The organism is Pseudomonas tremae, from assembly GCF_001401155.1.
Lineage (GTDB): Bacteria > Pseudomonadota > Gammaproteobacteria > Pseudomonadales > Pseudomonadaceae > Aquipseudomonas > Aquipseudomonas tremae.
The window spans coordinates 39,674-63,096 of the sequence record NZ_LJRO01000157.1; the positions used below are offsets into that span (position 1 = coordinate 39,674).

General features: G+C 58.9%; 23 protein-coding genes and 1 pseudogene. 11 read left to right on the plus strand and 13 right to left on the minus strand.

The annotated features are described in order from the left end of the window. Window positions 1–16: 16 nt before the first annotated feature. The 6 genes from ALO43_RS11550 to bioB all read right to left on the minus strand — a co-directional run bounded on the left by ALO43_RS11550 (window position 17) and on the right by bioB (window position 5,019). Window positions 17–313, minus strand: coding sequence for a hypothetical protein (locus ALO43_RS11550; protein ID WP_024669206.1), 297 nt, complete (start codon window positions 311–313; stop codon window positions 17–19). Window positions 314–467: 154 nt separating this feature from the next. Continuing rightward, window positions 468–1,148 (minus strand): dethiobiotin synthase, encoded by a 681-nt coding sequence (bioD, locus tag ALO43_RS11555; protein WP_024669205.1) that lies wholly within the window; start codon window positions 1,146–1,148, stop codon window positions 468–470. A gap of 25 nt (window positions 1,149–1,173) precedes the next feature. Next, window positions 1,174–1,989, minus strand: a complete 816-nt coding sequence (gene bioC / locus ALO43_RS11560) for a malonyl-ACP O-methyltransferase BioC (RefSeq protein WP_054997540.1) — start codon at window positions 1,987–1,989, stop codon at window positions 1,174–1,176. Then, a complete protein-coding gene (locus tag ALO43_RS11565) occupies window positions 1,982–2,713 on the minus strand; it encodes an alpha/beta fold hydrolase (RefSeq protein WP_024689718.1) in 732 nt (243 codons plus the stop codon). The genes bioC and ALO43_RS11565 overlap by 8 nt, the downstream gene beginning before the upstream one ends. Next, window positions 2,706–3,896, minus strand: a complete 1,191-nt coding sequence (bioF, locus tag ALO43_RS11570; protein WP_005896487.1) for an 8-amino-7-oxononanoate synthase — start codon at window positions 3,894–3,896, stop codon at window positions 2,706–2,708. Before bioF ends, ALO43_RS11565 begins: the two co-directional genes overlap by 8 nt. Window positions 3,897–3,960: 64 nt before the next feature. Then, window positions 3,961–5,019: a biotin synthase BioB gene (bioB, locus tag ALO43_RS11575; RefSeq protein ID WP_005896486.1), complete on the minus strand. Its 1,059-nt coding sequence runs from the start codon at window positions 5,017–5,019 to the stop codon at window positions 3,961–3,963. Window positions 5,020–5,110: 91 nt separating this feature from the next. Between bioB and ALO43_RS11580 the strand changes: the two genes are divergently transcribed. The 3 genes from ALO43_RS11580 to ALO43_RS11590 all read left to right on the plus strand — a co-directional run bounded on the left by ALO43_RS11580 (window position 5,111) and on the right by ALO43_RS11590 (window position 8,746). After that, entirely contained in the window at window positions 5,111–5,848 is a 738-nt protein-coding gene (locus ALO43_RS11580; protein WP_024669200.1) for a ComF family protein, read from the plus strand. A gap of 135 nt (window positions 5,849–5,983) precedes the next feature. Next, window positions 5,984–6,748: a TOBE domain-containing protein gene (locus tag ALO43_RS11585; protein ID WP_005896482.1), complete on the plus strand. Its 765-nt coding sequence runs from the start codon at window positions 5,984–5,986 to the stop codon at window positions 6,746–6,748. A gap of 81 nt (window positions 6,749–6,829) precedes the next feature. Continuing rightward, entirely contained in the window at window positions 6,830–8,746 is a 1,917-nt protein-coding gene (locus ALO43_RS11590; RefSeq protein ID WP_054997545.1) for a PhoX family protein, read from the plus strand. 104 nt (window positions 8,747–8,850) lie between these two features. Here ALO43_RS11590 and ALO43_RS11595 read toward each other — a convergent pair whose 3' ends face one another. Genes ALO43_RS11595 through ALO43_RS11620 form a run of 6 tightly spaced genes read right to left on the minus strand, consistent with a single transcriptional unit; the run spans window position 8,851 to window position 14,402 of the window. Then, the gene (locus ALO43_RS11595) at window positions 8,851–9,684 is read right to left on the minus strand and encodes a phosphodiesterase (RefSeq protein ID WP_005896476.1); all 834 of its coding nucleotides are present in this window, start codon (window positions 9,682–9,684) and stop codon (window positions 8,851–8,853) included. Window positions 9,685–9,709: 25 nt separating this feature from the next. Continuing rightward, the gene (locus tag ALO43_RS11600) at window positions 9,710–10,741 is read right to left on the minus strand and encodes an ABC transporter ATP-binding protein (protein ID WP_054997541.1); all 1,032 of its coding nucleotides are present in this window, start codon (window positions 10,739–10,741) and stop codon (window positions 9,710–9,712) included. Further along, on the minus strand, window positions 10,738–11,532 hold the full coding sequence (locus ALO43_RS11605; protein WP_024689721.1) for an ABC transporter permease: 795 nt from the start codon (window positions 11,530–11,532) through the stop codon (window positions 10,738–10,740). The genes ALO43_RS11600 and ALO43_RS11605 overlap by 4 nt, the downstream gene beginning before the upstream one ends. Then, window positions 11,529–12,398 carry an ABC transporter permease gene (locus ALO43_RS11610; protein ID WP_005896469.1) on the minus strand — a complete coding sequence of 290 codons (870 nt, stop codon included), beginning with the start codon at window positions 12,396–12,398 and terminating at the stop codon, window positions 11,529–11,531. The genes ALO43_RS11605 and ALO43_RS11610 overlap by 4 nt, the downstream gene beginning before the upstream one ends. Continuing rightward, a complete protein-coding gene (locus tag ALO43_RS11615; protein WP_053931825.1) occupies window positions 12,398–13,399 on the minus strand; it encodes an ABC transporter substrate-binding protein in 1,002 nt (333 codons plus the stop codon). The genes ALO43_RS11610 and ALO43_RS11615 overlap by 1 nt, the downstream gene beginning before the upstream one ends. Beyond that, window positions 13,383–14,402 (minus strand): LacI family DNA-binding transcriptional regulator, encoded by a 1,020-nt coding sequence (locus ALO43_RS11620; RefSeq protein ID WP_024669192.1) that lies wholly within the window; start codon window positions 14,400–14,402, stop codon window positions 13,383–13,385. Before ALO43_RS11620 ends, ALO43_RS11615 begins: the two co-directional genes overlap by 17 nt. 193 nt (window positions 14,403–14,595) lie before the next feature. Between ALO43_RS11620 and ALO43_RS11625 the strand changes: the two genes are divergently transcribed. Both ALO43_RS11625 and rarD read left to right on the plus strand, forming a co-directional pair. After that, complete coding sequence (locus tag ALO43_RS11625; protein ID WP_024689725.1) at window positions 14,596–15,570, plus strand: serine/threonine protein kinase; 975 nt, start codon at window positions 14,596–14,598, stop codon at window positions 15,568–15,570. Between the two features lie 133 nt (window positions 15,571–15,703). Beyond that, the gene (rarD, locus tag ALO43_RS11630) at window positions 15,704–16,591 is read left to right on the plus strand and encodes an EamA family transporter RarD (RefSeq protein ID WP_054997542.1); all 888 of its coding nucleotides are present in this window, start codon (window positions 15,704–15,706) and stop codon (window positions 16,589–16,591) included. A gap of 224 nt (window positions 16,592–16,815) precedes the next feature. Here rarD and ALO43_RS11635 read toward each other — a convergent pair whose 3' ends face one another. Next, window positions 16,816–17,334, minus strand: coding sequence for a glycine cleavage system transcriptional repressor (locus ALO43_RS11635; RefSeq protein ID WP_005896459.1), 519 nt, complete (start codon window positions 17,332–17,334; stop codon window positions 16,816–16,818). Between the two features lie 319 nt (window positions 17,335–17,653). On the opposite strand from ALO43_RS11635, the gene ALO43_RS11640 reads away from it, so the two are divergent. From ALO43_RS11640 to ALO43_RS11665, 6 genes and pseudogenes are all read left to right on the plus strand, one after another. After that, window positions 17,654–19,831 (plus strand): malate synthase G, encoded by a 2,178-nt coding sequence (locus ALO43_RS11640; protein WP_054997543.1) that lies wholly within the window; start codon window positions 17,654–17,656, stop codon window positions 19,829–19,831. Window positions 19,832–20,355: 524 nt separating this feature from the next. Beyond that, window positions 20,356–20,529, plus strand: a complete 174-nt coding sequence (locus tag ALO43_RS31415) for a hypothetical protein (RefSeq protein ID WP_223810622.1) — start codon at window positions 20,356–20,358, stop codon at window positions 20,527–20,529. 6 nt (window positions 20,530–20,535) lie between these two features. Beyond that, window positions 20,536–21,461 (plus strand): annotated as a pseudogene (locus ALO43_RS11650) (DUF6402 family protein). Continuing rightward, on the plus strand, window positions 21,427–21,906 hold the full coding sequence (locus ALO43_RS11655; RefSeq protein ID WP_223810623.1) for a hypothetical protein: 480 nt from the start codon (window positions 21,427–21,429) through the stop codon (window positions 21,904–21,906). Before ALO43_RS11650 ends, ALO43_RS11655 begins: the two are co-directional and overlap by 35 nt. Continuing rightward, a complete protein-coding gene (locus tag ALO43_RS31420; protein WP_053480364.1) occupies window positions 21,903–22,349 on the plus strand; it encodes a hypothetical protein in 447 nt (148 codons plus the stop codon). Before ALO43_RS11655 ends, ALO43_RS31420 begins: the two co-directional genes overlap by 4 nt. Next, window positions 22,346–22,777 (plus strand): hypothetical protein, encoded by a 432-nt coding sequence (locus tag ALO43_RS11665; RefSeq protein ID WP_005896450.1) that lies wholly within the window; start codon window positions 22,346–22,348, stop codon window positions 22,775–22,777. The genes ALO43_RS31420 and ALO43_RS11665 overlap by 4 nt, the downstream gene beginning before the upstream one ends. Window positions 22,778–23,423: the final 646 nt, after the last annotated feature.

Consider the following 23,423-nt stretch of genomic DNA (forward strand, 5'->3'; position numbering starts at 1 on the left):
TTCTTTGATCGGAATATTAAGCGTAAGTGTCGATCAGCGTACCGAGCGCTTCGTTGCTTGCTCTTTGAGCTGCAAGGCCGGCCTCGAACTGATTTTTGCCTGCTGCGAGCTCGACAATATTGCCAGGCAGATCCGAGCGCTGGCTGCGATCAACAGAACGAAGGTTTTCGAGCTGGAAGTCCGATGACTGGCTTCGGCCCGCCACTTCGACATTGGTGCTGGCGATCTGGGTGGCCGCCTGATCCACACGTCCCTGCCCGACCTGCATGGCGCTCAAGCCTGGGTAGAGGGTGTTGTTCATGGTGATTTGCATAAGCCGATCCTCAGTTCAAAAAAATGAACACCTGCATTGAACCAGCATTTGCTCAGGAATACTCGACAAACAGACTAATGGCACTAGGCCTCACGATAGACTGAGCCTTTGAAATTGGAAAAGACCTTTGTCTGTCAGGAACATAGCAACGCTGTCAGCAGAGCTTCCCGATATCAAGATATAGCGCCACGTTTTCGGCGCTGGCCGTGTCCAGACGAGGGACACGCCCCAGGCACGGAGCGGGCAAGCGCTCGACCAGCGTGACAAGGTTTTCCTCAAGCCGCGCCGTCTCAGGGTCGATGATATTGGCCACCCAGCCCGCGAGATGCAGACCGTCGCGGGCAATGGCTTCGGCGGTCAGTACGGCATGATTGATACAGCCCAGACGCACGCCCACCACCAGAATCACCGGCAAACCCAAGGCAATGGCCAGATCGGAAAGATTGCTCTGCCCATCCAGCGGAACACGCCAGCCACCTGCACCTTCAATCAAGGTGAAGTCAGCCTGTTTATCGAGAATGTGGCGCATCGGCGTTAACAAGGAATCAACGGTCAGTGTAACGCCCGCCTCGCGTGCGGCCAGATGTGGAGCAATCGCTGGCTCCAGCGCCAGCGGGTTGACCTCATCGTAATCCAGCGCAAGCGAACACTCGGCCTGCAACGCCAGCGCGTCGGAATTGCGCAGCCCCTGCGCGCTCTTCACACAGCCGGACGCGACAGGCTTGCCCGCAGCCGTACTCAGGCCACTCAGCCGGGCAGCGCACAGCAGACCCGCTGCCACTGTGGTTTTACCCGCATCGGTGTCTGTTCCGGTTACAAAATAAGCAACACTCATCCTGGAAACCTTTCCTTCATCACACTCAGCCATCAGTTTTTTCCAGCACCGCGTACACCACTTGATACGTGGCAGGCAGCCCCGCCTCCAGGCGAAAGCGCTCATAGGCCTTGACCATGCCCAGCATTCGCTCGCGTCCAGTCAGGCCGCTGGGTCGCCCCGGATTGAGATTGTGCGCTCCGAGGGCCTTCAACTCGTGGGTCAGGCTGCGCACATCCGGGTAGTGCAACACGTGTGGGCGAACGTCCAGGCTGCGCACTCGCAGACCACTGGCGGCACACAGCTGGCGGTAGTCATCCTCGCGGCGGAAGCGATTCACATGCACCTGGCCGTCAACCGCTTGCCAACTGTCGCGCAGCTCATACAGCGTGCCCACGCACAGGCTGGCAAAGGCAAACACGCCGCCGGGCTGCAATACACGATGAGCCTCACTCAGCACAGCCTTGAAATCAGCACACCACTGGACGGCGAGGCTGGAGAAAATCAGCCCGCAGCTTTGATCGCGCAACGGCAGATGCTCGGCATCCCCCGCAATAAAATGCTCTGCTCCACCAAGCGGCTGTGCGTGACGCAACATGCCTTCGGCGATATCCAGCGCGATGCCTTCGCTGCTGCTGAACGCTTGCCCCAGCAGCCGGCTGAAATAACCGGTGCCACAGCCAAGGTCCAGCCAGCGCGCAGGCGTGAATCCGGCAGGAAGACAGGTCAGCAAATGGTTGCCGACGCTACGCTGCAATTCAGCGACGCTGTCGTAGCTGCCCGCTGCCCGGGAGAAAGACGCCGCGACCTGGCGCTTATCGGGCAGCACAGAGGGCGGCTTGGGATGGGAAAGATCAGTCATCGCCCGACTCATGTAGAAAAGCCTGGATTGCCGCCGCCACCCCATGAGGGTTTTCCAGAAGAAACGCGTGACTGGCTTGCTCGATGACGCCTACTTCTACATCCGGCAACAAGGCCAGCAGATCACCTGCGGCCTCGGCTGGCACGAAGGCATCCAGCCCGGCGAACAAGTGCAATTGCGGCCCACGATAGGTTTGCAGCGCGCTGCGGGTATCCAGTTGTTGAAGTATTTTCAGGCCATCGACCAGCGCGGTACTCGAAGTGTGCGGCGCACCGGCCTTGAGCAGGCGCGCCAGACCGCGAGGGTCTTCTGCACCTTGTGTACACAACAGGCTGAAGCGCTTGAGCGTCGCCTCCGGGTCTGCGCAACAGCCTGCCAGAAACACATCGAAATCCAGTGCAGGCATCGCATTCGGCCATGCGCCGCGAGTAACGAAACAGGCATTGCTGGCCAGGGTCAACAAGCCGCAGCAACCCTCACCACGCCGCGCTGCCAGCTCGGCAGCCAGCATGCCGCCCAACGACCATCCGCCCAGCCAGGCATCATCCGGCAGGTTGCTGTCCAGTTCGTCGAGCCAGTCCGACAGATCGCAGCTGTCGATGTCCGGCAGTGGCTCGATCTCGACTCGCAAACGCTCGTCCAGCCCGCACAATGCGTCGGCAAGCGGTTGCAGAGGAGACACACCAAGGCCCCAGCCCGGCAATAGAATCAGACGATCACGCATGCACAGGCTCCGTAGATTGACGTGCATCCAGCAGCGGGTAGCACTGCTCCAGCGCCTCTAATAACAGTTGCACGTCCGCCTCGCTGTGGGCAGCAGATAACGTCACGCGCAGCCGGGCACTGCCGGCAGGCACAGTGGGTGGGCGTATGGCGGTCACCAGCAAGCCACGCTCTCGCAGCAACTGCGACAAGCGCAGCGCGCGACCGGCGTCGCCGATCATGATCGGCTGGATCGGCGTGAAGCTGTCCATCAGTTGCAGGCCGAGCTGCTCGGCACCGCGCCGAAATTGCTGAATCAGACGGGCCAGATGCTCGCGACGCCAGTGCTCGGTGCGCAGCAGTTGCAGGCTTTTCAGCGTCGCGCAGGCCAGCGCAGGCGGTTGACTGGTGGTGTAGATGTAAGGCCGGGCAAACTGGATCAGGGTTTCGATCAGCTCTTCACTGCCTGCCACAAATGCGCCAGAGGTGCCGAACGACTTGCCGAGCGTGCCGACCAGCACCGGCACATCATCCATACTCAAGCCGAAATGCTCGACAATGCCCGCCCCGTTCGCGCCCAGCGACCCGAAACCATGCGCGTCGTCGACCATCAGCCAGGCGCCGCGGGCCTTTGCAGCCTTTGCGAGCGCAGGCAGGTCGGCGATGTCACCATCCATGCTGAACACGCCGTCGGTCACCACCAGCGTATCGCCGACGGATTTTTCCAGCCGCGAGCTCAGGCTGTTGACGTCGTTGTGCAGATAGCGGGAAAACCGTGCGCCGCTGAGCAAACCTGCATCCAGCAGCGAAGCGTGATTGAGGCGGTCTTCCAGTACGGTATCACCCTGCCCGACCAGGGCCGTCACTGCACCGAGGTTGGCCATGTAACCGTTGGAGAACAGCAGCGCGCGCGGTCGTCCGGTCAGGTCGGCAAGGGCTTCTTCCAGTTCGTGATGCGGTGCGCTATGGCCGATTACCAGATGCGACGCGCCGCCACCCACGCCCCAGCGCTCGGCGCCTGACTGCCATGCGGCGATCACGTCGGGATGATTGGCGAGGCCCATGTAATCGTTGTTGCAGAACGCCAGCAGCGGCTGACCATCGACGATGACCTGCGGGCCTTGCGGGCTTTGCAGCAGCGGGCGCTGACGATACAGATGCTGCGCGCGACGGGCATCAAGGCGTGTGCGGAGATCGAAAGACATGCAGGCCCCGGTCCGGAAGGTAGCTATTCAAAACGGGCCGATAAAGACCGGCCCGTTTCAGGCGTCAGGCAGAAGCTGCGTCGTAAAACATCGAACTGCTTTGCTGCTCGACCAGCGCCTGCTCGATGGCAGCCTGATGCACTTCGTCGGCATGCCCCTCGCCCGCTTCAGGCTTGATGCCCAGGCGCGAGAACAGCAGCATGTCTTTGTCGGCTTGCGGGTTGGCGGTGGTCAGCAGTTTGTCACCGTAGAAAATCGAGTTGGCGCCAGCAAAAAACGCCAAGGCTTGCATTTGTTCGTTCATCGCTTCGCGGCCGGCAGACAGGCGCACGTGGGATTTGGGCATCAGAATACGCGCCACGGCCAGCATGCGAATGAAGTCGAAAGGGTCGACGTCTTCAGCGTTTTCCAGCGGCGTACCAGCGACCTTGACCAGCATGTTGATCGGCACAGACTCCGGATGCTCCGGCAGATTGGCCAGCTGGATCAGTAAACCGGCGCGGTCATCAAGCGACTCGCCCATGCCCAAAATGCCGCCAGAGCAAATCTTCACTCCCGCATCGCGAACATAAGCAAGGGTTTGCAGGCGCTCGCCATATGTACGGGTGGTAATGATGCTGCCGTAAAATTCCGGCGAGGTGTCCAGGTTGTGGTTGTAGTAATCCAGCCCTGCGGTGGCCAACGCCTCGGTCTGCTCCTGGTCGAGACGGCCCAGGGTCATGCAGGTTTCCAGGCCCATTGCCTTAACGCCTTTGACCATTTCCAGCACATACGGCATGTCTTTGGCAGACGGATGTTTCCAGGCTGCGCCCATGCAGAAACGGGTCGAACCGATGGCCTTGGCACGCGCGGCTTCTTCGAGGACCTTCTGCACTTCCAGCAGTTTTTCCTTTTCAAGCCCGGTGTTGTAATGACCGGACTGCGGGCAGTACTTGCAGTCTTCAGGGCAGGCGCCGGTCTTGATCGACAACAGGGTGGAGACTTGAACACGGTTGGCGTCGAAGTGAGCGCGATGCACCGTTTGCGCCTGAAACAGCAAGTCATTGAATGGCTGTACAAACAACGCCCTGACCTCGGCTAAAGTCCAGTCGTGACGCAAAGTGGCGGTGGTGCTGGCGCTCATCGGGCGGCTCCTTGGTATTTCTGGGCAATGCGCGAGGGGCGAAAAAGACCACACACGCAACACGGATGTCGGGCATATTTAAGGAAGAGCCATGCAGTGTCAACCCAGGCACTACCATCAGGTTTACATCTGGTTAAAAAACAAACAAATCTGCCTGTTGTGCGATGAACGCAGCGAGGTGCCAACCCCCATCTGTGTGCCCTGCGAAGCCGAGTTGCCTTGGCTTGGCGCGCAATGCGAGTGTTGCGCACTGCCCTTGCCCGGCGCCGGTCTGAGCTGCGGCCTTTGTAGCAAGCGTTCGCCGGCCTTCAGCCAGGTTATCGCGCCGTGGCGGTATGACTTTCCGGTCGACAGCCTGATCACCCGCTTCAAACACAACGGCAAGTTGCCGATGGGGCATTTACTGGCCGACCTGTGCGGGCAATTTCTTCAGCACCGCTTCGATGAAGGTGTGCCGCGCCCGGATTACCTCTTGCCAGTGCCTTTAGCCGTCAAACGCCTGCGTCAGCGCGGCTACAACCAGGCGGCAATGCTCGCTGGATGGCTGGGCAAAAAGCTGCAATTGCCTGTCGACGAACACCATCTGCTGCGCAGCCGGGAGACCGCAGCGCAACAAGGCCTGGACGCCAAAGCCCGCAAGCAGAACCTGCACGGCGCCTTCACCCTGATTGATGCCGACTGGGTGCGAGACAAGCACCTTGCATTGGTCGACGACGTCCTGACCACCGGCTCGACGGCAGAGGTTATTGCTCGCCTATTGAACGACGCCGGTGCGCGACGGGTGGACGTCTACTGCCTGGCAAGAACACCCAAGCCAGGTAGTAGGTGACTCAGGTAAGTCTGGCGATTATCGTTCCCACGCTCCAGCGTGGTAACGCCCTTCTGGACGCTCCGCGTCCGGCTTTCGACGTCACGCACAAGAACGATCATACTGCCCTCTCTTCCCCAACCCGCCCGGATCACCATGTCCCTGCCTCCCTTGCTCACGCAATACATGGTCCGTCGCCCGCAACGCATTGCGCTGTTGCAGCATATTGCCGAACAGGGTTCGATCACCCGTGCCGCGAAAAGCGCAGGCTTGAGTTACAAGGCCGCCTGGGACGCCATCGACGAACTCAACAACCTGGCGCAAAAACCACTGGTAGAGCGCAATGTCGGCGGGCGTGGCGGTGGCGGCGCCAGACTGTCGGTCGAGGGCGAGCGAGTGCTGCGTCTGTATCAGCGGGTGCAAGCCTTGCAGGCTCAGGTGCTGGAGGCTGCCGAACACAGTAGCGACCTCGACCTGCTTAATCGCCTGACCCTGCGCACCAGCGCGCGCAACCAGTTGCTGGGGCGGATCGTGAGCATCACTCAGCAAGGGCATAACGATCAGGTGCGCCTGCAATTGGCCGATGAGGTGTTTATCGATGCGCAGGTGACGCACGACAGCACGCTGAGTCTGGGCCTGGAAATCGGCACGGACGCTGTTGCACTGATCAAGGCGGGATGGCTGGAATTACACGCGCCGGGCGCCGAAGAAACAAATGGAAACAATTGCCTGACCGGTCATATCGAAAGCGTCATCGACGCCGAAAACGGCCCCAGCGAAGTGCGCATCGCATTGCCCAGCGGCCAGACGCTGTGCGCCCTCGCGACACCTTCGCAGCTGCACGCGCAGCAGTTGAAAACTGGCGCCAGCGTGCAGGCAAGATTCGCAGCTTCGTTCGTGCTGCTGGGTATACCGCTGTAAGCCCAGGCGCGTCATCACTGCGACACAATTTCGTCATATGTGCCCACTAAGGTGGCTGCCATATTCGAGGGAGCCGTGATGATGAAACTATTAGAAGAAAATCAGACCACCGATCTGGAAAGCATGGTCGCCACTACCAAGGCTGGCCTTACCCGCCGAGGTTTCATCAGCGCCGGGGCGTTGTGCGGTGCTGCGATGTTTCTGGGCGGCAACCTGCTGAGCCGCACCGTGCTGGCAGACAGCGTCAAGGCAGCGTCCGGCGCCTTGCTGGGTTTTGACAGCATCGCTGCCGCAACCACCGACAGCATCAGCTTGCCAAAAGGCTACACGTCATCCGTTCTGATCAGTTGGGGCCAGCCGCTGCACGTGGGCGGCCCGGCCTTCGATCCAAGCGGCAAGGGCACTGCCAAGGCTCAGGAAGAGCAATTCGGCGACAACAACGACGGTATGTTCCTGTTCCCTATGCCGGGGCACACTGATCGCGCCCTGATGGCGATCAACAACGAATACACCAACTACCGTTACCTCTTCGATCACGGCAAAGAGCCGCAATCTGCTGAAGAAGTGCAGAAGGCACTCGCTGCAGAAGGCGTTTCAATAATCGAGGTGCGGCAGAAAGACGGCAAATGGCAGTTCGTCCAGGACTCGCACTACAACCGTCGCGTGCATGGCAATACCCCGATCGACCTGAGCGGCCCCGCAGCCGGTCACGACTGGCTCAAGACCGACGCCGACAAGACCGGCACACACGCTTTGGGGACCTTTCAGAACTGCTCCAGCGGTCAGACGCCGTGGGGCACCTACCTGACGTGCGAGGAGAACTTCACTGATTGCTTTGGCAGCAGCAACCCCGAGCAGAAGTTCGACGCAGGCATGAAGCGCTACGGCGTCGTGGCCGCCAGCAAGGAGATCAACTGGCACCCGCACGATCCGCGCTTCGATATCGCGAAAAATCCCAATGAAGTGAACCGCCACGGCTGGGTGGTCGAGATCGACCCGCTCGACCCCAAATCGACACCGGTCAAGCGCACTGCACTCGGACGATTCAAGCACGAAAACGCTGCCTTCACGCAAACCAAGGGTGGGCGCGCTGTGGTGTACATGGGCGATGACGAGCGTGGCGAATTCATCTACAAGTTCATCAGCCGCGACAAGATCGATCACCAGGACCCGAAAGCCAATCGGAATCTGCTGGACCACGGCACCTTGTACGTGGCGCAGTTCGACGCGGGCGACAGCAATCCGGATCATCCGAAAGGTAAAGGCCAGTGGATCGAACTGACTCACGGCAAAAATGGACTGGATGCAGCCGCCGGCTTCAATAATCAGGCAGAAGTGTTGATTCATGCGCGTCTGGCCGCCAGCGTCGTCCAGGCCACACGCATGGACCGCCCGGAATGGATCGTGGTCAGCCCCAAGGACGGCCAGGTCTATTGCACCCTGACCAACAACATCAAGCGTGGTGACGAGGGGCAGCCTGTCGGCGGGCCGAACCCGCGCGCCAAAAACCAGTACGGGCAGATCCTGCGCTGGAGCGAAGAAGACAGCAATCCTTCGGCGATGGACTTCGAGTGGGATCTGTTTGTGGTGGCGGGCAACCCTGCCGTGCATGCTGGAACACCACAGGCCGGGTCGAGCAACATCAACCCGCAAAACATGTTCAACAGCCCGGATGGCTTGAGCTTCGACCAGGCAGGTCGCCTGTGGATCCAGACCGACGGAGACTCCAGCAACAAGGGCGACTTCGCCGGAATGGGCAACAACCAGATGCTTTGCGCAGACCCGGCCAGCGGCGAGATTCGTCGTTTTCTGGTCGGCCCGGTCGGCTGCGAAATCACCGGAATCAGCTTTGCGCCTGACTACAAGACAATGTTCATCGGCATCCAGCACCCTGGCGAAAACGGTGGCTCCACCTTCCCCGAGCACCTGCCCAATGGCAAGCCGCGCTCATCGGTGATGGTGATCACCCGTGAAGACGGCGGCGTTATCGGCGCCTGATCGGCGGAGCGCTGAGCAAGGAGCACGCAAAGCGCTCTGCCTTACATGCAAGGCCCGAACTCTCAGGAGATAGGGCCTTTGTGGGAGCGATCACCACTCGGGCGTCAATCGATCAGCCCGTTCACATCGTAAAACGGATACGGTCCTTCATAGTCGCCGAACACCGCGTTGTGGCTCACCAAACCTTGCTCGGGAACCCAGCGGTGCAGTACGTAGCCTGCCGGTTCAAGGTTGAAATGTGCAGGAGCGGCCTCATCCAGGTCCAGCACGATCTGGTGCGAGGTGCCGGGACAGATACTCGCCAAACTGCCACCAAAACGGCGCTGCATCGGTCGATGCAGATGGCCACACAACAGGCGCTCTACCTGCGGATGCTGAGCGATCACACGCTCCAGCGCCGACGCATTGCCGAAGGGTTCGCGGTCCATGTGGCCAATCCCGGTAATAAACGGCGGGTGATGCAGAATGATCAAGGTCGGCACATAAGGGCGTCGCGACAGTTGGGCATGCAGCCAGTCCAGTTGGCAGTAATCCAGTTGCCCGCCATGTTCGCCGGGAATCGTGGTGTCCATTCCGATCAGGCGTACTGGATACTGTTCCACCACCCAGTCCAGAGGCCCGCTGGCCGAAAAGGGCAGATACACCTGGTCGGCAAACGCAGCCAGCAGGTTCTCCCGGTTGTCGTGATTGCCAGGCACCAGGTAGAACGGCATTTGCAGACGCTCAAGCTCTGGCTTCAGCACGGCATATTCATCCTCGCGACCGAAGTCCACAAGGTCACCGCTGATCACGACTATGTCAGGCCGCTGTTTGCTGGCGTTGATATGAGCGACGGCGCGGCGTAACGCCCCCAGCGTATCGACCACGCCGTAGGTCAGACGACCATCGGCTTTCAGGTGCAGGTCGCTGATCTGAGCAATAAGAAACGAACGGTTCACAATAATCTCTCGACAGAAAACGGTTTCACGAATGCAGTGTGAACAGCATTTGCGGTTCGACGCTCAGGGCGATGACAGCATGTGCGGCATAAATTACGTTGTCGGTGCTGTCCACCAGCAACGGCTGAGCTGCGCCCACATCCACCAGCAAACGGCTTTGCGCCCCCTGAAAAAACTGCCCGACCAGACGCCCATGAAGCTGCCCGCCGCCTGACATCGGCTGCAAGTGCTCGGGACGGCAGTAGACTGTAGACGGCACATCGGCACCGCGCCACGGCAGCTCGCCGCCGCTTACCTTGAGACCGCCAGATGTGCGCTCGACCACGCTGAATGCGTTCAGATTGCCGACAAACCCGGCGACAAATGCGTTGGCGGGTTGTTGATAGATTTCCCTCGGTGTCGCCAGCTGCGACACACAGCCTTTTTCCATAACCAGAATCCGGTCGCCCAACGCCATCGCTTCGCCCTGATCGTGGGTGACGAAGACCGACGTAATACCCAGCCCGCGCAGCAACTGATCAAGCTCGCTACGCAGGCGCTCACGCAACTGCGCGTCCAGCGCGGCAAGCGGTTCGTCAAGCAACAGCACCCGAGGACGCGGCGCGAGGGCACGGGCCAGCGCGACCCGTTGCCGCTGGCCGCCAGACAGCTCGTTGACGCGACGATTGCCATGACCGGTCAGGCCGACCAGCTCCAGCAACTCATCACAACGTTTATTGCGCTCGGCAGCCGACAGCCCTCGAATCTTCAGGCCATAGACAATGTTGCCTGCCACATCAAGGTTCGGAAACAGCGCGTAATTCTGAAACACCATGCCGACATCGCGTCGCTCGATAGGCAGCCGGGTGACGTCCTGATCATCGAACAGCACCTGACCGACATCCAGGCGTTCAAGGCCGGCGATCAACCGCAAGGTGGTGGTTTTGCCGCAACCGGACGGGCCGAGAATCTCCAGCGTTTCGCCGGGCTCGATGGTCAGGTGCAGATCCTGTACAGCAACGGTGCCATCGGCAAATGCCTTGCGGCAGCCCTTCAGGCGAATGGTGGTTCCGCTCATCGGCTCTCTCCACGGGCAAGACGCGCGCTGATGGCCTGCAACGCAATCAGCAGCGGCACAATCAGCAACAGAAAAAGAAGGGTGTAGGCGCTGGCAACTTCCAGCCGGGCCGAGGCGTAGCTGTCGGCCAGACCGACCGGCAGGGTCTTGGTCATCGGCGTGTGCAGCATCCAGGTCAGGTTGAATTCACCCAGCGACAGGGTGACGACCATCAGCACGCCGGCAAGAATCCCGGCCCTGCAGTTAGGCACCACCACGCTGAAGAAGCGCTTGATCGGTCCGGCACCCAGGCTGGCAGCAGCCTCCTCGAGCACCGGCAATTGTTGACGCTGCATGACGGCCATGACCGGTCGTACCAGAAACGGCAACGTAAACAGCACATGGCCGACCAGAATGAACAGCCAGCTGCTGCGAAAGCTGCCGAACTGGCCGTAGGTCAGCAACAACGCCAAAGCACTTGCCAGACCGGGCATGGCGACCGGCAGGACCATCAGCTCTTCAAACGCACGGCTGAAGCGATTGTTCATGCGCACCAGCGCATACGCCGCCGGAACACCGACCACGCATACGCAAATCGCACAGGCCACAGCTAGTTGCAGCGACAGCCAGACGGTCGGCGAATAGGCCTGCCAGACCTGTATCAGCCAGTCGAAGGTCAGGCCGCTCGACAGTCCGAGAAAATAATTGCGGGTCAGGCCGGCCAGCAGCGACAGCACGACCGGCACCAGCATGAATGCGCAGACCAACAGCGTGAAGGCCAGCTGCGCAGCAAACAATGGCGAACGTTTCACAGGGCGACTCCCGACTTGCCGACCATGCGGCGGGCCAGCAACAGCACCGCCCAGGTCACCAGCCCAAGGATCACCGACAGCGCGGCAGCCACGGTGAAATTGGCGTAATTGGTGAACACGTTGTAGATCGCCACCGGGGTAACGTTCAAGCGCGTGCCCAAGGTGAAAGCAGTGCCGAATGCGCCCATCGAGGTGGCGAAGCAAATTGCACCGCAGGACACCAATGCAGGTGTCAGCCCAGGAATGATCACGTCGCACACCACACGCCAATGACCGGCACCCAGCGAATGAGCAGCCTCTTCAAGACTCCGGTCCAGGCTTTCGCAGGCAGCCATGACGGTGAGGATCACACGCGGTATAGAGAAATACAGGTAGCCGATGAACAGCCCGGTGAGGGAATAGGCAAACACCCATCGTTCACCGGCCAGCTCCAGACCGAGGGCAGCGAAGATCCCTTGTCGACCGGCCAGCAGAATCACCAGAAAGCCGACCACCACGCCGGGAAACGCCAGTGGAAAGGTCAGCAACGCCACCAGTGCAGAGCGTCCGAAGAAGTGGTTGCGGGCCAGAAACACTCCGCTGATGCCACCGACCAGCAATGCCGCCAGCGTCACCACCAGCGCCAGCACGCAGGTTTGCAGCAGGCTGCCGAGGTACTGAGCGCTGCTCAATACCTGCCAGTAACCGCTGCCATTGCCATCCGGATCTTGCGTACCGAGCATGATCAGGTGGGTCAGTGGCAGCAGCCAGAAGGCCAGCAATACCGCCATCGCCGGGGCCAGCGCCACCGCAGCGGTCGGGCGTAGCCGCAGCCTGAGAAATCCGCCCTTGCGCAAAGCCGGCGCTTGTCCCGACGAGGCTGACATTACTTCACCTCACGCAGATAACGAGCGGCGAAGGCTTCCTGCACGGCTGCCATGTGCTGGTAATCCACCACGCCGGCGCGGGCATAATCACTGTCCGGCAGGAACTGCGCAGCCACGTCGGCCGGCATCGTCGAGCGCACCGGGCGAAGATAGGCTTTGGCCCACAGTGCCTGCCCTTCATCGGACAACACGAAATCCAGCACCTTCTCGGCGTTGGCGCGATGCGGCGCCTTGGCGACCATGCTCATCACGTAAGGCACACCGATGGTGCCTTCTTTGGGAATGACAAAGGCGACGTTGGCCTTGTCCTTGTAGCGGGCGCGGTAAGCGTTGAAGTCGTAGTCGACCAGAATCGGCAGCTCGCCGGACAGCACGCGGGCATAGGCGGTTTGCTTGGGCACGATGGGCGAGTTCTTCGCCAGTTTCTGGAAGTAATCAATGGCCGGACCGAAGTTATCCAGAGTGCCGCCCATCGCCTGATTGATCGCTACAGCGGAAACGTAGCCGACGAAGGCGCTGGAAGGATCAAGGTAACCGACCATGCCCTTGTATTCGGGTTTCAGCAGATCAGCCCAGCTCTGCGGCACTGGCAGACCGCCCAGTGCATCGACGTTGACCATGATGCCGAGGGTGCCTGAGTGAATGGCGAACCAGTGCCCTTGCGGGTCTTTCAAACCGGCTGGAATGTCGTCCCAGTGCTTGGGTTTATAGGTATCGACCACACCCGCTTTTTGCGCCTGCAGGCCGAAAGTCACGCCGTAATACACCACGTCGGCGACCGGGGCTGCCTGCTCGGCGACAATCTGCGCCAGCGCCTGCCCGGAGTTCTTGTTGTCCAGCGGCACTTGAACACCCGTGCTGTCGGCAATGGCCTTGAGCTGAGTCCCCCAGTCAGCCCATTCAGGTGGGCAGTTGTAGCAGATGGCGGTTTCGGCGGCCTGGGCGAGGCTGGCCGCACCGCATAACAGCAGTGCCGCAAGGGTTTTACTGAGGCTGAGCATGAAGCATCTCCTGGTAGGGCTGGGTGCTTTCGCCGGGCCGGATGTGGCACGGCAGACAATGAGAAACCGCTGCTGACCCGGCAATCCGGGCCAGCAGTTGGTCGATGAGCAGGTGGGCGAGCTCGGCGATGGGCTGCACCACACTGCACAGCGTCGGGTGCATCTGGGTGCCCAGCGCAATGCCGTCGAAGCCGATGACCGACAGGCGTTCGGGAACGCCCCAGCCATTGCGTCGCAATTCGGCAATCAGGCTGATGGCCAGCAGATCGTTGGAGCAGACCAGGGCGCTCGGTGCGCCTTGACTGCGCAACAAGGGCTCGAGCGCGGCAAAGTCGGCACGGGTGTGATCCGGCATTTCAATCACGGGGCGCGCCTCAAGGCCACGTTCGTTCATCGCATCGCGATAGCCTTCATAGCGCAGGCGGGCGCGGTCGGACTGCATGACCGGGCCTGCAACCATGGCGATACGCTGATGGCCAGCGTCGATCAGGTATTGGGTCGCCAGCGCCATGCCTGCGCGGTTATCCACAGACACAGCGCTGTAATCCACATTGCCGGCCTGGTGATAGGCCAGCACGAACGGAGCGTCCTCACTGGCCAGACTTTCCAGAACACGATTGTGCTCGGCGTCGGTTACGGTCAGCACCAGGCCGTCGACTCGCTGGCGCAGCAGCTCTTCAACCACGGCGCTTTCCCGCTCGGCGCTGTAGTCGGTGGTAGCCAGCAACAAGGTATAGCCGCGCGCCCGGGCCGCTCGCTCCATGGCCTGAAACTGTTCGGCAAACACTGGATTGAGCAGGTTAGGCACCACGACGCCGATAAGGTTGGTGGTTTGCAGACGCAACTGTCTGCCCAGCCGGTTAGGGCGAAAACCCAGCGTACGGGCTGCGGCGAATACCCGGTCACGGGTCTCGGAACGCACCACATCAGGGCTGGCAAACGCACGTGCAGCGGTGGCCCGGGAAACGCCGGCCAGGCTTGCAACCTCTTTCAGATCAGTCATTGTCGCTCGCTTGAGATCGATCTCATTGACGGCGACTCTATGCGCTCAACATGGCTGAATGGCGAACGAGGGATGACCGTTTAGTGACAGTCCGACCCTTGAGCACTTTAATCCGATGGGTTTGGCGAAGCGGGACCGGTCTGCGTTACCATCACCGGTCCGACGCGGCAACCTGCTGCGCGCAGGAGTAGTCATGGCTCACCCGTTTGCAACACTTACTCCCGATCTGGTCCTGGATGCTGTCGAAAGCATCGGTTTTCTCAGCGACGCCCGCATCCTGGCGCTCAACAGTTACGAAAACCGCGTGTATCAGGTCGGTATCGAAGACGGCCAGCCGCTGATCGCCAAGTTCTACCGCCCACAGCGCTGGACCAACGAAGCCATCCTCGAAGAACACAGCTTCACTGCAGAACTGGTCGAGGTCGAAGTGCCGGTTGTTGCGCCGATGGTGCATAACGGCGAAACCCTGTTCGAACACGCCGGCTTTCGCTTCACGCTGTTCCCGCGCCGCGGTGGACGCGCGCCAGAGCCGGGCAATCTTGACCAGCTGTATCGTCTCGGCCAGTTGTTGGGGCGCCTTCATGCAGTCGGCTCGACCAAACCGTTCGCGCATCGCGAAGCACTGGGCGTAAAGAACTTCGGCAACGATTCAGTCAATTACCTGCTGGAAAACGACTGCATCCCGCGTGGCCTGCTTCCGGCTTACGAGTCGGTAGCCCGTGACCTGCTCAAGCGCGTCGAAGACGTCTACGCCGCCACGCCGCACACCAATATCCGCATGCATGGCGACTGCCACCCTGGCAACATGATGTGCCGCGACGAGATGTTCCACATCGTCGATCTCGATGATTGCCGTCTTGGCCCGGCCGTTCAGGACATCTGGATGATGCTGGCTGGCGATCGTCAGGAACGCCTGGGTCAGTTGTCCGAGTTGATGGACGGCTACAACGAATTCCACGATTTCGATCCTCGCGAGCTGGCTCTCATCGAGCCATTACGCGCGCTGCGTTTGATGCACTACAGCGCCTGGCTGGCACGTCGCTGGGACGATCCGGCTTTCCCTCACAGCTTTCCGTGGTTCGGCACCGAACGTTACTGGGGCGACCACATACTGGCACTGCGCGAGCAGATGGCTGCGCTGAACGAGGAGCCACTGAAGCTGTTTTGATGGATTGATAGCCTTCAACATCATAAAGAGCGCTTGTGTATGACGATAAGCGCTCCAGCGTGTGTACGATCAAAACCATCAACCGCATCACCCCACAATAAAACTGGAATCTTCTGTATTAAAGGGACGCTCCATGCAAGCTGCCAATCCACGTCGTGGATACATACTGGGCCTGTGCGCCTACATCATCTGGGGCCTGTTCCCTCTCTATTTCAAAGCCATCGCCGCCGTTCCGGCCATCGAAATCATCATCCACCGCGCGCTCTGGTCGGCGCTCTTCGGCTCGATTGTGCTGATGCTCTGGAAGCATCCCGGCTGGTGGCGCGACCTGCGCAACAACCCGCAACGACTCGCCGTACTGGCGCTGAGCGGCACCCTGATCGCCGCCAACTGGATCGTCTACGTATGGGCTGTGAACAACGGACGCATGCTTGAAGCCAGTCTTGGCTATTACATCAACCCGCTGGTCAATGTGCTGCTCGGCATGGTGCTGCTGGGTGAGCGGCTAAGGCGTCTGCAATGGGTCGCGGTCGCTTTGGCGGCGACAGGCGTCGCCCAACAGGTCTGGCATGTCGGCAGCTTGCCGTGGGTGTCACTGGCACTGCCACTGACGTTCGCTTTCTACGGCCTGATCCGCAAAAAGGCCCCGGTCGCTGCCCTGCCCGGTCTGGTCGTCGAGACCTGGATGCTGGTACCGCTGGCGTTGATCTGGCTGGTCCTCAACCCCACGGCCGTCAGCACACAAGCCGAGTTCTGGACGACGACCCAAGCCATATGGCTCGCCGCCGCTGGCCCGGTCACGCTGATCCCCTTGGTGTGCTTCAACGCAGCGGCCCGCCACTTGCCATTTACCACACTGGGCTTCCTGCAATACGTCGCGCCAACCCTGGTCCTGCTGCTCGCGGTATTGCTGTATGGCGAACAGCTGACCACCAGCACCCTCATCACCTTTGCCTTCATCTGGGCCGGGCTGGCGATCTACAGTGTGGATATCTGGCTGAAATCCCGCGGCCGTCGCTGATCAAAAAACATACAACGCCACGCAGGCCTTTCAAAACGGGGCCTGCAGAGGGTTCTCCAAGGGTTATCCACAGGCAGGCTGACCTTATCTGTGCACAAACCCTTGAAACTGTTGGATTTTTGATCAGTTCTCTACAGGCCACAGTGAACTTGGCGCGCAAGGCTATTCCCCCAGCTTATCCACAGGCAGGTGCACGGTTAAACTGGATAACCTGAAGACTCGAATCACTCTTCTCCACCCAACACCAACTCCACCATCAAATCATCAGCCAGCGTCTCAAGCCCTGCCTGCAGATCATCCAGCGACAAGCCCGCTGGCACGCCCAGCACTGCGTTGGCATGGAACAGCAGTTCGCTGCTCATGGGAGCCGGGGTGACGTCGGTAATCAGGTGCTCAACATTGACGCCCTGCCCGGCCAGCAAACGGGTGATATCGCGCACGATGCCAGGGCGGTCGTTGCCGACCAGCTCCATGCTGATCGGCCGAGTGGTGCCACTGGTTTCGACAACGCTTTCGGCCAGCAGCATGCGGATGCCATGCACCGACAATTCGTTCAGGGCCTTGATCAGGTCGTCGTACTTTTCTGTTTCGACACCAACCTTGAGTATCCCGGCGAACTGCCCGGCCATGCGTGACATGCGGCTTTCCAGCCAGTTACCGCCATGCTCGGCAATGCACTGGGCAATGCGTTCGACCTGCCCGGGTTTGTCGGGAGCAACCAGCGTTACGACGAGATGATCCACGGTCTATTCCTCTTGCAGTGCAGATGATTTGGACACTTCGATATTCCCACGAGTATAGGCGTGCTTGAAGGGCAACTCATGCATGGCAAATCGTGTACCGTCTGGCACGCTTTGTGGAACAATCCCGAGCGCTTTCGAGCGCACAGTGAAATAGCGTGACCCGGCATGAGTGTTCAGTCGTTTACTGACATGTTCAGCAACGTTTCCACGCGATTGCCGCTCATGTAGCATCCCCGGTCACGCACTACATGGCAAAAGATCAATAACAGAGCGCTCTCCGAGTGCGTTCGCCCCTGCTGAGCAGAGTGAGGCAAGTGTAATGACTGAATACGTTCAAGTCGGTGGCCTGCAAGTCGCCAGAGTCCTGTTCGACTTCGTGCAGAACGAAGCCATCCCTGGAACCGGCGTCGATGCTGCGGCGTTTTGGGCCGGTGCGGATCAACTGATCCACGACCTGGTGCCAAAGAACAAGGCACTGCTCGCCAAGCGCGATGAATTACAGGCACAAATCGATGCCTGGCACCGGTCCCGCGCGGGGCAGTCTCACGATGCCTCAGCCTACAAGGCTTTCCTGCAGGAAATCGGCTATCTGTTGCCAGAAGCAGCAGACTTCCAGATCACCACACAAAACGTCGATGAAGAAATAGCCAGCATGGCCGGCCCCCAACTGGTGGTGCCGGTGATGAACGCACGTTTCGCCCTCAATGCGTCTAACGCACGCTGGGGCTCGCTGTATGACGCGCTCTACGGCACCGACGCGATCAGTGAAGAAGGCGGTGCCGAAAAGGGCAAGGGCTACAACAAGGTGCGTGGCGACAAGGTCATCGCCTTCGCCCGAGCGTTTCTGGATCAGGCTGCGCCATTGGCGGCAGGCTCGCACGTTGACTCGACTGCTTACAAAATGATCGACGGCAAACTGGTCATCAGCCTCAAGGGCGGCAGCAACACCGGCCTGCGTGACGACGCACAACTGGTTGGTTTGCAGGGCGATGCATCGGCGCCTTTCGCCGTGCTGTTCAGGCACAACGGCCTGCATTTCGAATTACAGATCGACCCTGCCAGCCCGGTCGGTCAGACCGATCCGGCAGGCGTGAAAGACATCGTCATGGAAGCCGCGCTGACCACCATCATGGACTGCGAAGACTCCATCGCGGCCGTCGATGCCGATGACAAAGTGGTCGTTTACCGCAACTGGCTGGGCCTGATGAAGGGTGATCTGGCAGAGTCGGTGTCCAAGGGCGGTGAAACCTTCACCCGCACCATGAACCCCGACCGCGTCTACACCACACCGCAAGGCGGCGAGGTCACACTGCATGGCCGCTCTTTGCTGTTCATCCGCAATGTCGGTCACTTGATGACCATCGATGCGATCCTCGACAAGCATGGCAATGAAGTGCCCGAGGGTATTCTCGACGGCCTGCTGACCAGCCTTGCGGCAATTCATAACCTCAACGGCAACAACTCGCGCAGCAACAGCCGCAGCGGCTCGATGTACATCGTCAAACCGAAGATGCACGGGCCGGAAGAAGCCGCGTTTACCAACGAACTGTTCGGACGTATCGAACAGGTACTGGGCTTGCCGCGCAACACGCTGAAAGTCGGGATTATGGACGAAGAGCGCCGCACGACGGTCAACCTCAAGGCCTGCATTCAGGCAGCGAGTGAGCGAGTGGTGTTCATCAACACTGGCTTCCTGGACCGTACCGGCGATGAAATCCATACATCGATGGAAGCAGGCGCGGTAGTGCGCAAGGCTCAGATGAAAGCTGAAAAATGGATCTCGGCCTACGAAAACTCCAACGTCGATATCGGCCTGAAATGCGGCCTGCAAGGTCGTGCGCAGATCGGCAAGGGTATGTGGGCCATGCCCGATCTGATGGCCGCCATGCTGGAGCAGAAAATCGCTCATCCACTGGCTGGTGCGAACACGGCCTGGGTGCCCTCACCTACCGCTGCTGCGCTGCACGCCCTGCACTATCACAAGGTTGACGTGTTTGCCCGTCAGGCAGAGCTGGCGCAACGCGAACAGGCTTCGGTAGACGACATCCTGACCATCCCGCTTGCACCGAACACCAACTGGACGCCGGAAGAAATCCAGAACGAACTGGACAACAACGCCCAGGGTATTCTTGGCTACGTGGTGCGCTGGATCGATCAGGGCGTAGGTTGCTCGAAAGTGCCGGACATCAACGACATCGGCCTCATGGAAGACCGCGCCACGCTGCGCATCTCCAGCCAGCACATGGCCAACTGGCTGCGTCATGGCGTGGTCACTGAAGCTCAGGTCCTGGAAAGCTTGAAGCGCATGGCACCCGTCGTGGACCGCCAGAACGCCAACGACCCACTGTACCGCCCACTCGCGCCAGACTTCGACAGCAACATCGCCTTCCAGGCGGCCGTCGAGCTGGTAATCGAAGGCACAAAACAGCCGAACGGATACACCGAGCCGGTGCTGCATCGTCGTCGTCGTGAGTTCAAAACCAAGAACGGAGTGTAAGGATTCCAGTCACCGGACCGGAGAGGCGGCTTGCTGCCTCTTCGGGAAGGTGATGAGTAAACATCGCGTTTTTTCGTTTGAACGACCCAGATACTTTCCAACTCGACACATCATAGAAGCAAAACAAACTTCATCCCGTTTGTGGGAAAAAGTTATCCCCCGCGTAAGACGCCTGATCAATATAGTAAGTCGAGTCTTAAATTATAAAAACGTAACCACAAGGTATTCCCGCGCACGACACACAGTGCTATCTCTCTTCCTGTTGCATTAACAAAAGTCATACATCTTAAACAACGTCGTTTAAACTGATGAGCATTGAGAGTGGCCATGACTTCAGTTCTGCTCAAGGAGAGTTGCATGAACCGACTGGCAATTGTTGTAGGTGATATGACCGATCATGGAGGACACGTCATGACAGGCTCCCCTCACCAAGGAAACGGGCATATACCCCCGTCGTACTTGCTCAGTCCTACACTGCGCCGACGTCTAAACAAAACCGAATCGTGTATGACGAGCATTTTCAAATGCTCACCCACCAACGCAATCGCCTTGGGCATCTGGATTACGTGCTGCTGGAACATAACCAATGCACGGCTCGCGGCACCCTCGATGAGCACGGCCACAGCCGCAAACATGGCAGTTCAAGCCCCTCGACCCTGCAGTTTGCCGCCTCCGCCCCTTGGCCTGTAATGGAGTAACTGAACATGTCCCTGAATGATTTCCAGCGCACCAATGCCGTCGGTCCCGATACCTACTTCGCCCTGCCACAGGGTGTGTCACGCACCTATGCACCCTTGGACACGCCACCCAAGCAAGTCATCATCGAAAACCTCGCCCTGTCCCACATCCCGGGCGCCATGCGCAACATGGGCTGGGATACCGCTGCGGCGTTGATGCAACGATGGTTTGATAGCCCGGGGTGGGAGATGCCGGCGGATTGGAAAAAAAAAGAAACCAGACCTGAGCCTGCCGCATTAATGCCAGAGCAATGCGACGAAGACATAGTAAAGATGGAATGGGCAATGACATTTGAGCGATGCCGAGAGGCCGTCGCCTCGGCTGAGTCCAGACTAACCAGCGTCCCTGCCATAGGCCTCCTGAAAGAAAGATTAAAGCACGCTGGCTGGGATGGAAGGGGGTCATTCCGCTTGGGACACGAAAATCTAGGGGCAAGACAAATAGATAAATCATCTCAAATAAACATAAAAAACTTCGGTAGTACGTGGGACGTAGCTGATGATATGTACGGCGCCCTAGGATCCGCCACACTGAAAGTTGGCGTAATTGGAGAAGCAGTAGAAATAAAAAACAGATCAGATGAGAAACCTCGCTTTTTTTCAACATTCATAAGGCAGGTTTTTACATCCGCGACCATTATGACTTCAATGGGCTTCAGTACCTTGGAACATAGACAGAAGATCGGCTGCTCACAAAAACAGAGACAGTAATCGCTCTTACCCCGCAAGGAAATCTAATCATCAGACTCAAAGATGGTCCTTTTGCAGCGGTCACAAACGAAAACTTTCGCGACTACAGAGCTGCGCGCCATAAAGGTGGCGACTTTATTATCTACTCAGACTTACTATGGAAAACAATTGAAAAATGCATTGATCTCGGCGATTGGACATGAATATTCTGGGGCGACGCTTATTATTTTTATTTTCCTACATTACATTTCAACAGGCGCCTGGACCGCTTCAGAGTGGTGGGAAAAGGGCTTAGCCACAAAGGAAAATCAAATCATCATTAGCCCCAACAAATGTTACAGAATCGAAAGCTATACGCCAGCATGGCTGCTTCCTACATGGTTACATCCATGGGGAACTCCCGATAAAGTTGAGAAACCTCAGTGGTTTGTTCAATGGATAGCTCCAGGCTTTGACCGGCTATATGACCACCGTACCAACGCTTTTCTGGGGGAAAGCGAAGTGTATGATTTTGGACGTACGGGCGGCGGCGGTACTTTCTGGGGTGACCGACTGCGACCCGGCGTATACGAAGGAATGATCTATATCGGCCCGAATGCCCCCGATTGCATCGGCGACCTACCCACACAGCTGACACCAGAAGAATGAAAGACCTTCGAAGGCGCATTTCCTTTCTAACAGCCTACACCGCCGTCGCCCTAAGCCTGTGGGCTGCGTCGGAGTGGTGGGAAAAAGGCTTGGCCGAACGCTTGAGTGAACCCTATATCAGCCCTGGCGGTTGTTATCGCGTAGAGCTATTCAAGCCATTTTGGGTTTTGCCCATGATGTTTCACACAATGCCCGACCCGAACGAAGGTGTACCTCGGGAATGGCTCCCTTGGTGGGGCTACCCTGCATTTTTCCGTCTCTACGATCATCGCACTGGCGAATTGATCTCGGAAACCGAGATTCATGATTTGGAGTCGGCAGGCGGGCCAATGTCTTGGGGCGGTGGGTCAGGGATGGTCTACGCAGGAATGATCCCCATCGGGCCGAATGTCCCTGACTGTATGGGGGATCGGCCCACCGCACGTGGTGCGTCTCAAGAATGAAGCCGCCATCGACACGCATCATCTTTCTTGCAACCTGCATCACCATCGCACTCAGCCTATGGACCGCGTCGCAATGGTGGGAAAAAGGCTTGGCGGAAAGGTCAGGTGACCCGATCGTCAGCCCTGATGGCTGCTACAGACTCGAAACATTTAAACCATTCTGGGTACTGCCGAATATGTTTCATCGCAAGCCTCATCCTGACGAAGACGTACCGCCAAAATGGTTCCCGTTGTGGGGCTACCCTGGCTTCTATCGGCTGTATGACAATCGCAACGGTGAACTGATTTCAGAAAACAAGATTTATGACCTTGAAACAGCAGGATGGGGAATAGATTGGGGAGAAGAGTCGGGTTTCGTCTACGCAGGAATGATCCCCATCGGCCCGAACGCCTCTGACTGTATGGGCGATCAGTCGGCCATGCCTTGAACTTTCAGCCCCGCTCATCACCCTTCCGCTTTCATCAAAATAAAAAACCCGGAACCGAATCTACATCCCGGCCACCCATCCAGACAGGTCCGAAAACCACCCGCCCAGGAAGGAGCGGTTTCAGGCACCTGCCCCAGCTGACCCACTAAAGGACGCAAACCGCGAGTCAGCTCTTAGCCCCACCCTCGAGCAAACACGCCTCCCCGTGCCGCCTTGGCAATTTGAAGAAGTGTCGCATGCAACGCTCAGGCGTCATGGCGATAGCCCTTCGAACACCTTTCACGCACCACCTAACGTGCAGTGTCGATTACTACCACCACCTGTATTGATCTGTCGAACTTGATACCTGAGCTGATGGAGCTGCTCATGAACTTAAGAATCGATACTCGTTCTACCAATCCGGTTGTACCTCTCGAAACAGGATCTACATCGCAGCCAACACCACCTCCCGCCCCCGTCAACGTGCATGAACCTACTCCCGTGGCAAACCCCGCAGCGCCACGGTCAGCGCCGGGCATTCAGCAAGCACATGGTTTGAGAACGCGCCTGGCTGGAAAACTTTCAGAGCGCCAGACCAACTTCAGTCTCGGTATTCCTGGCACCGGTCGCACGCTTAACCGGCCGCTGCGCAGCGGGATTCCAGAGG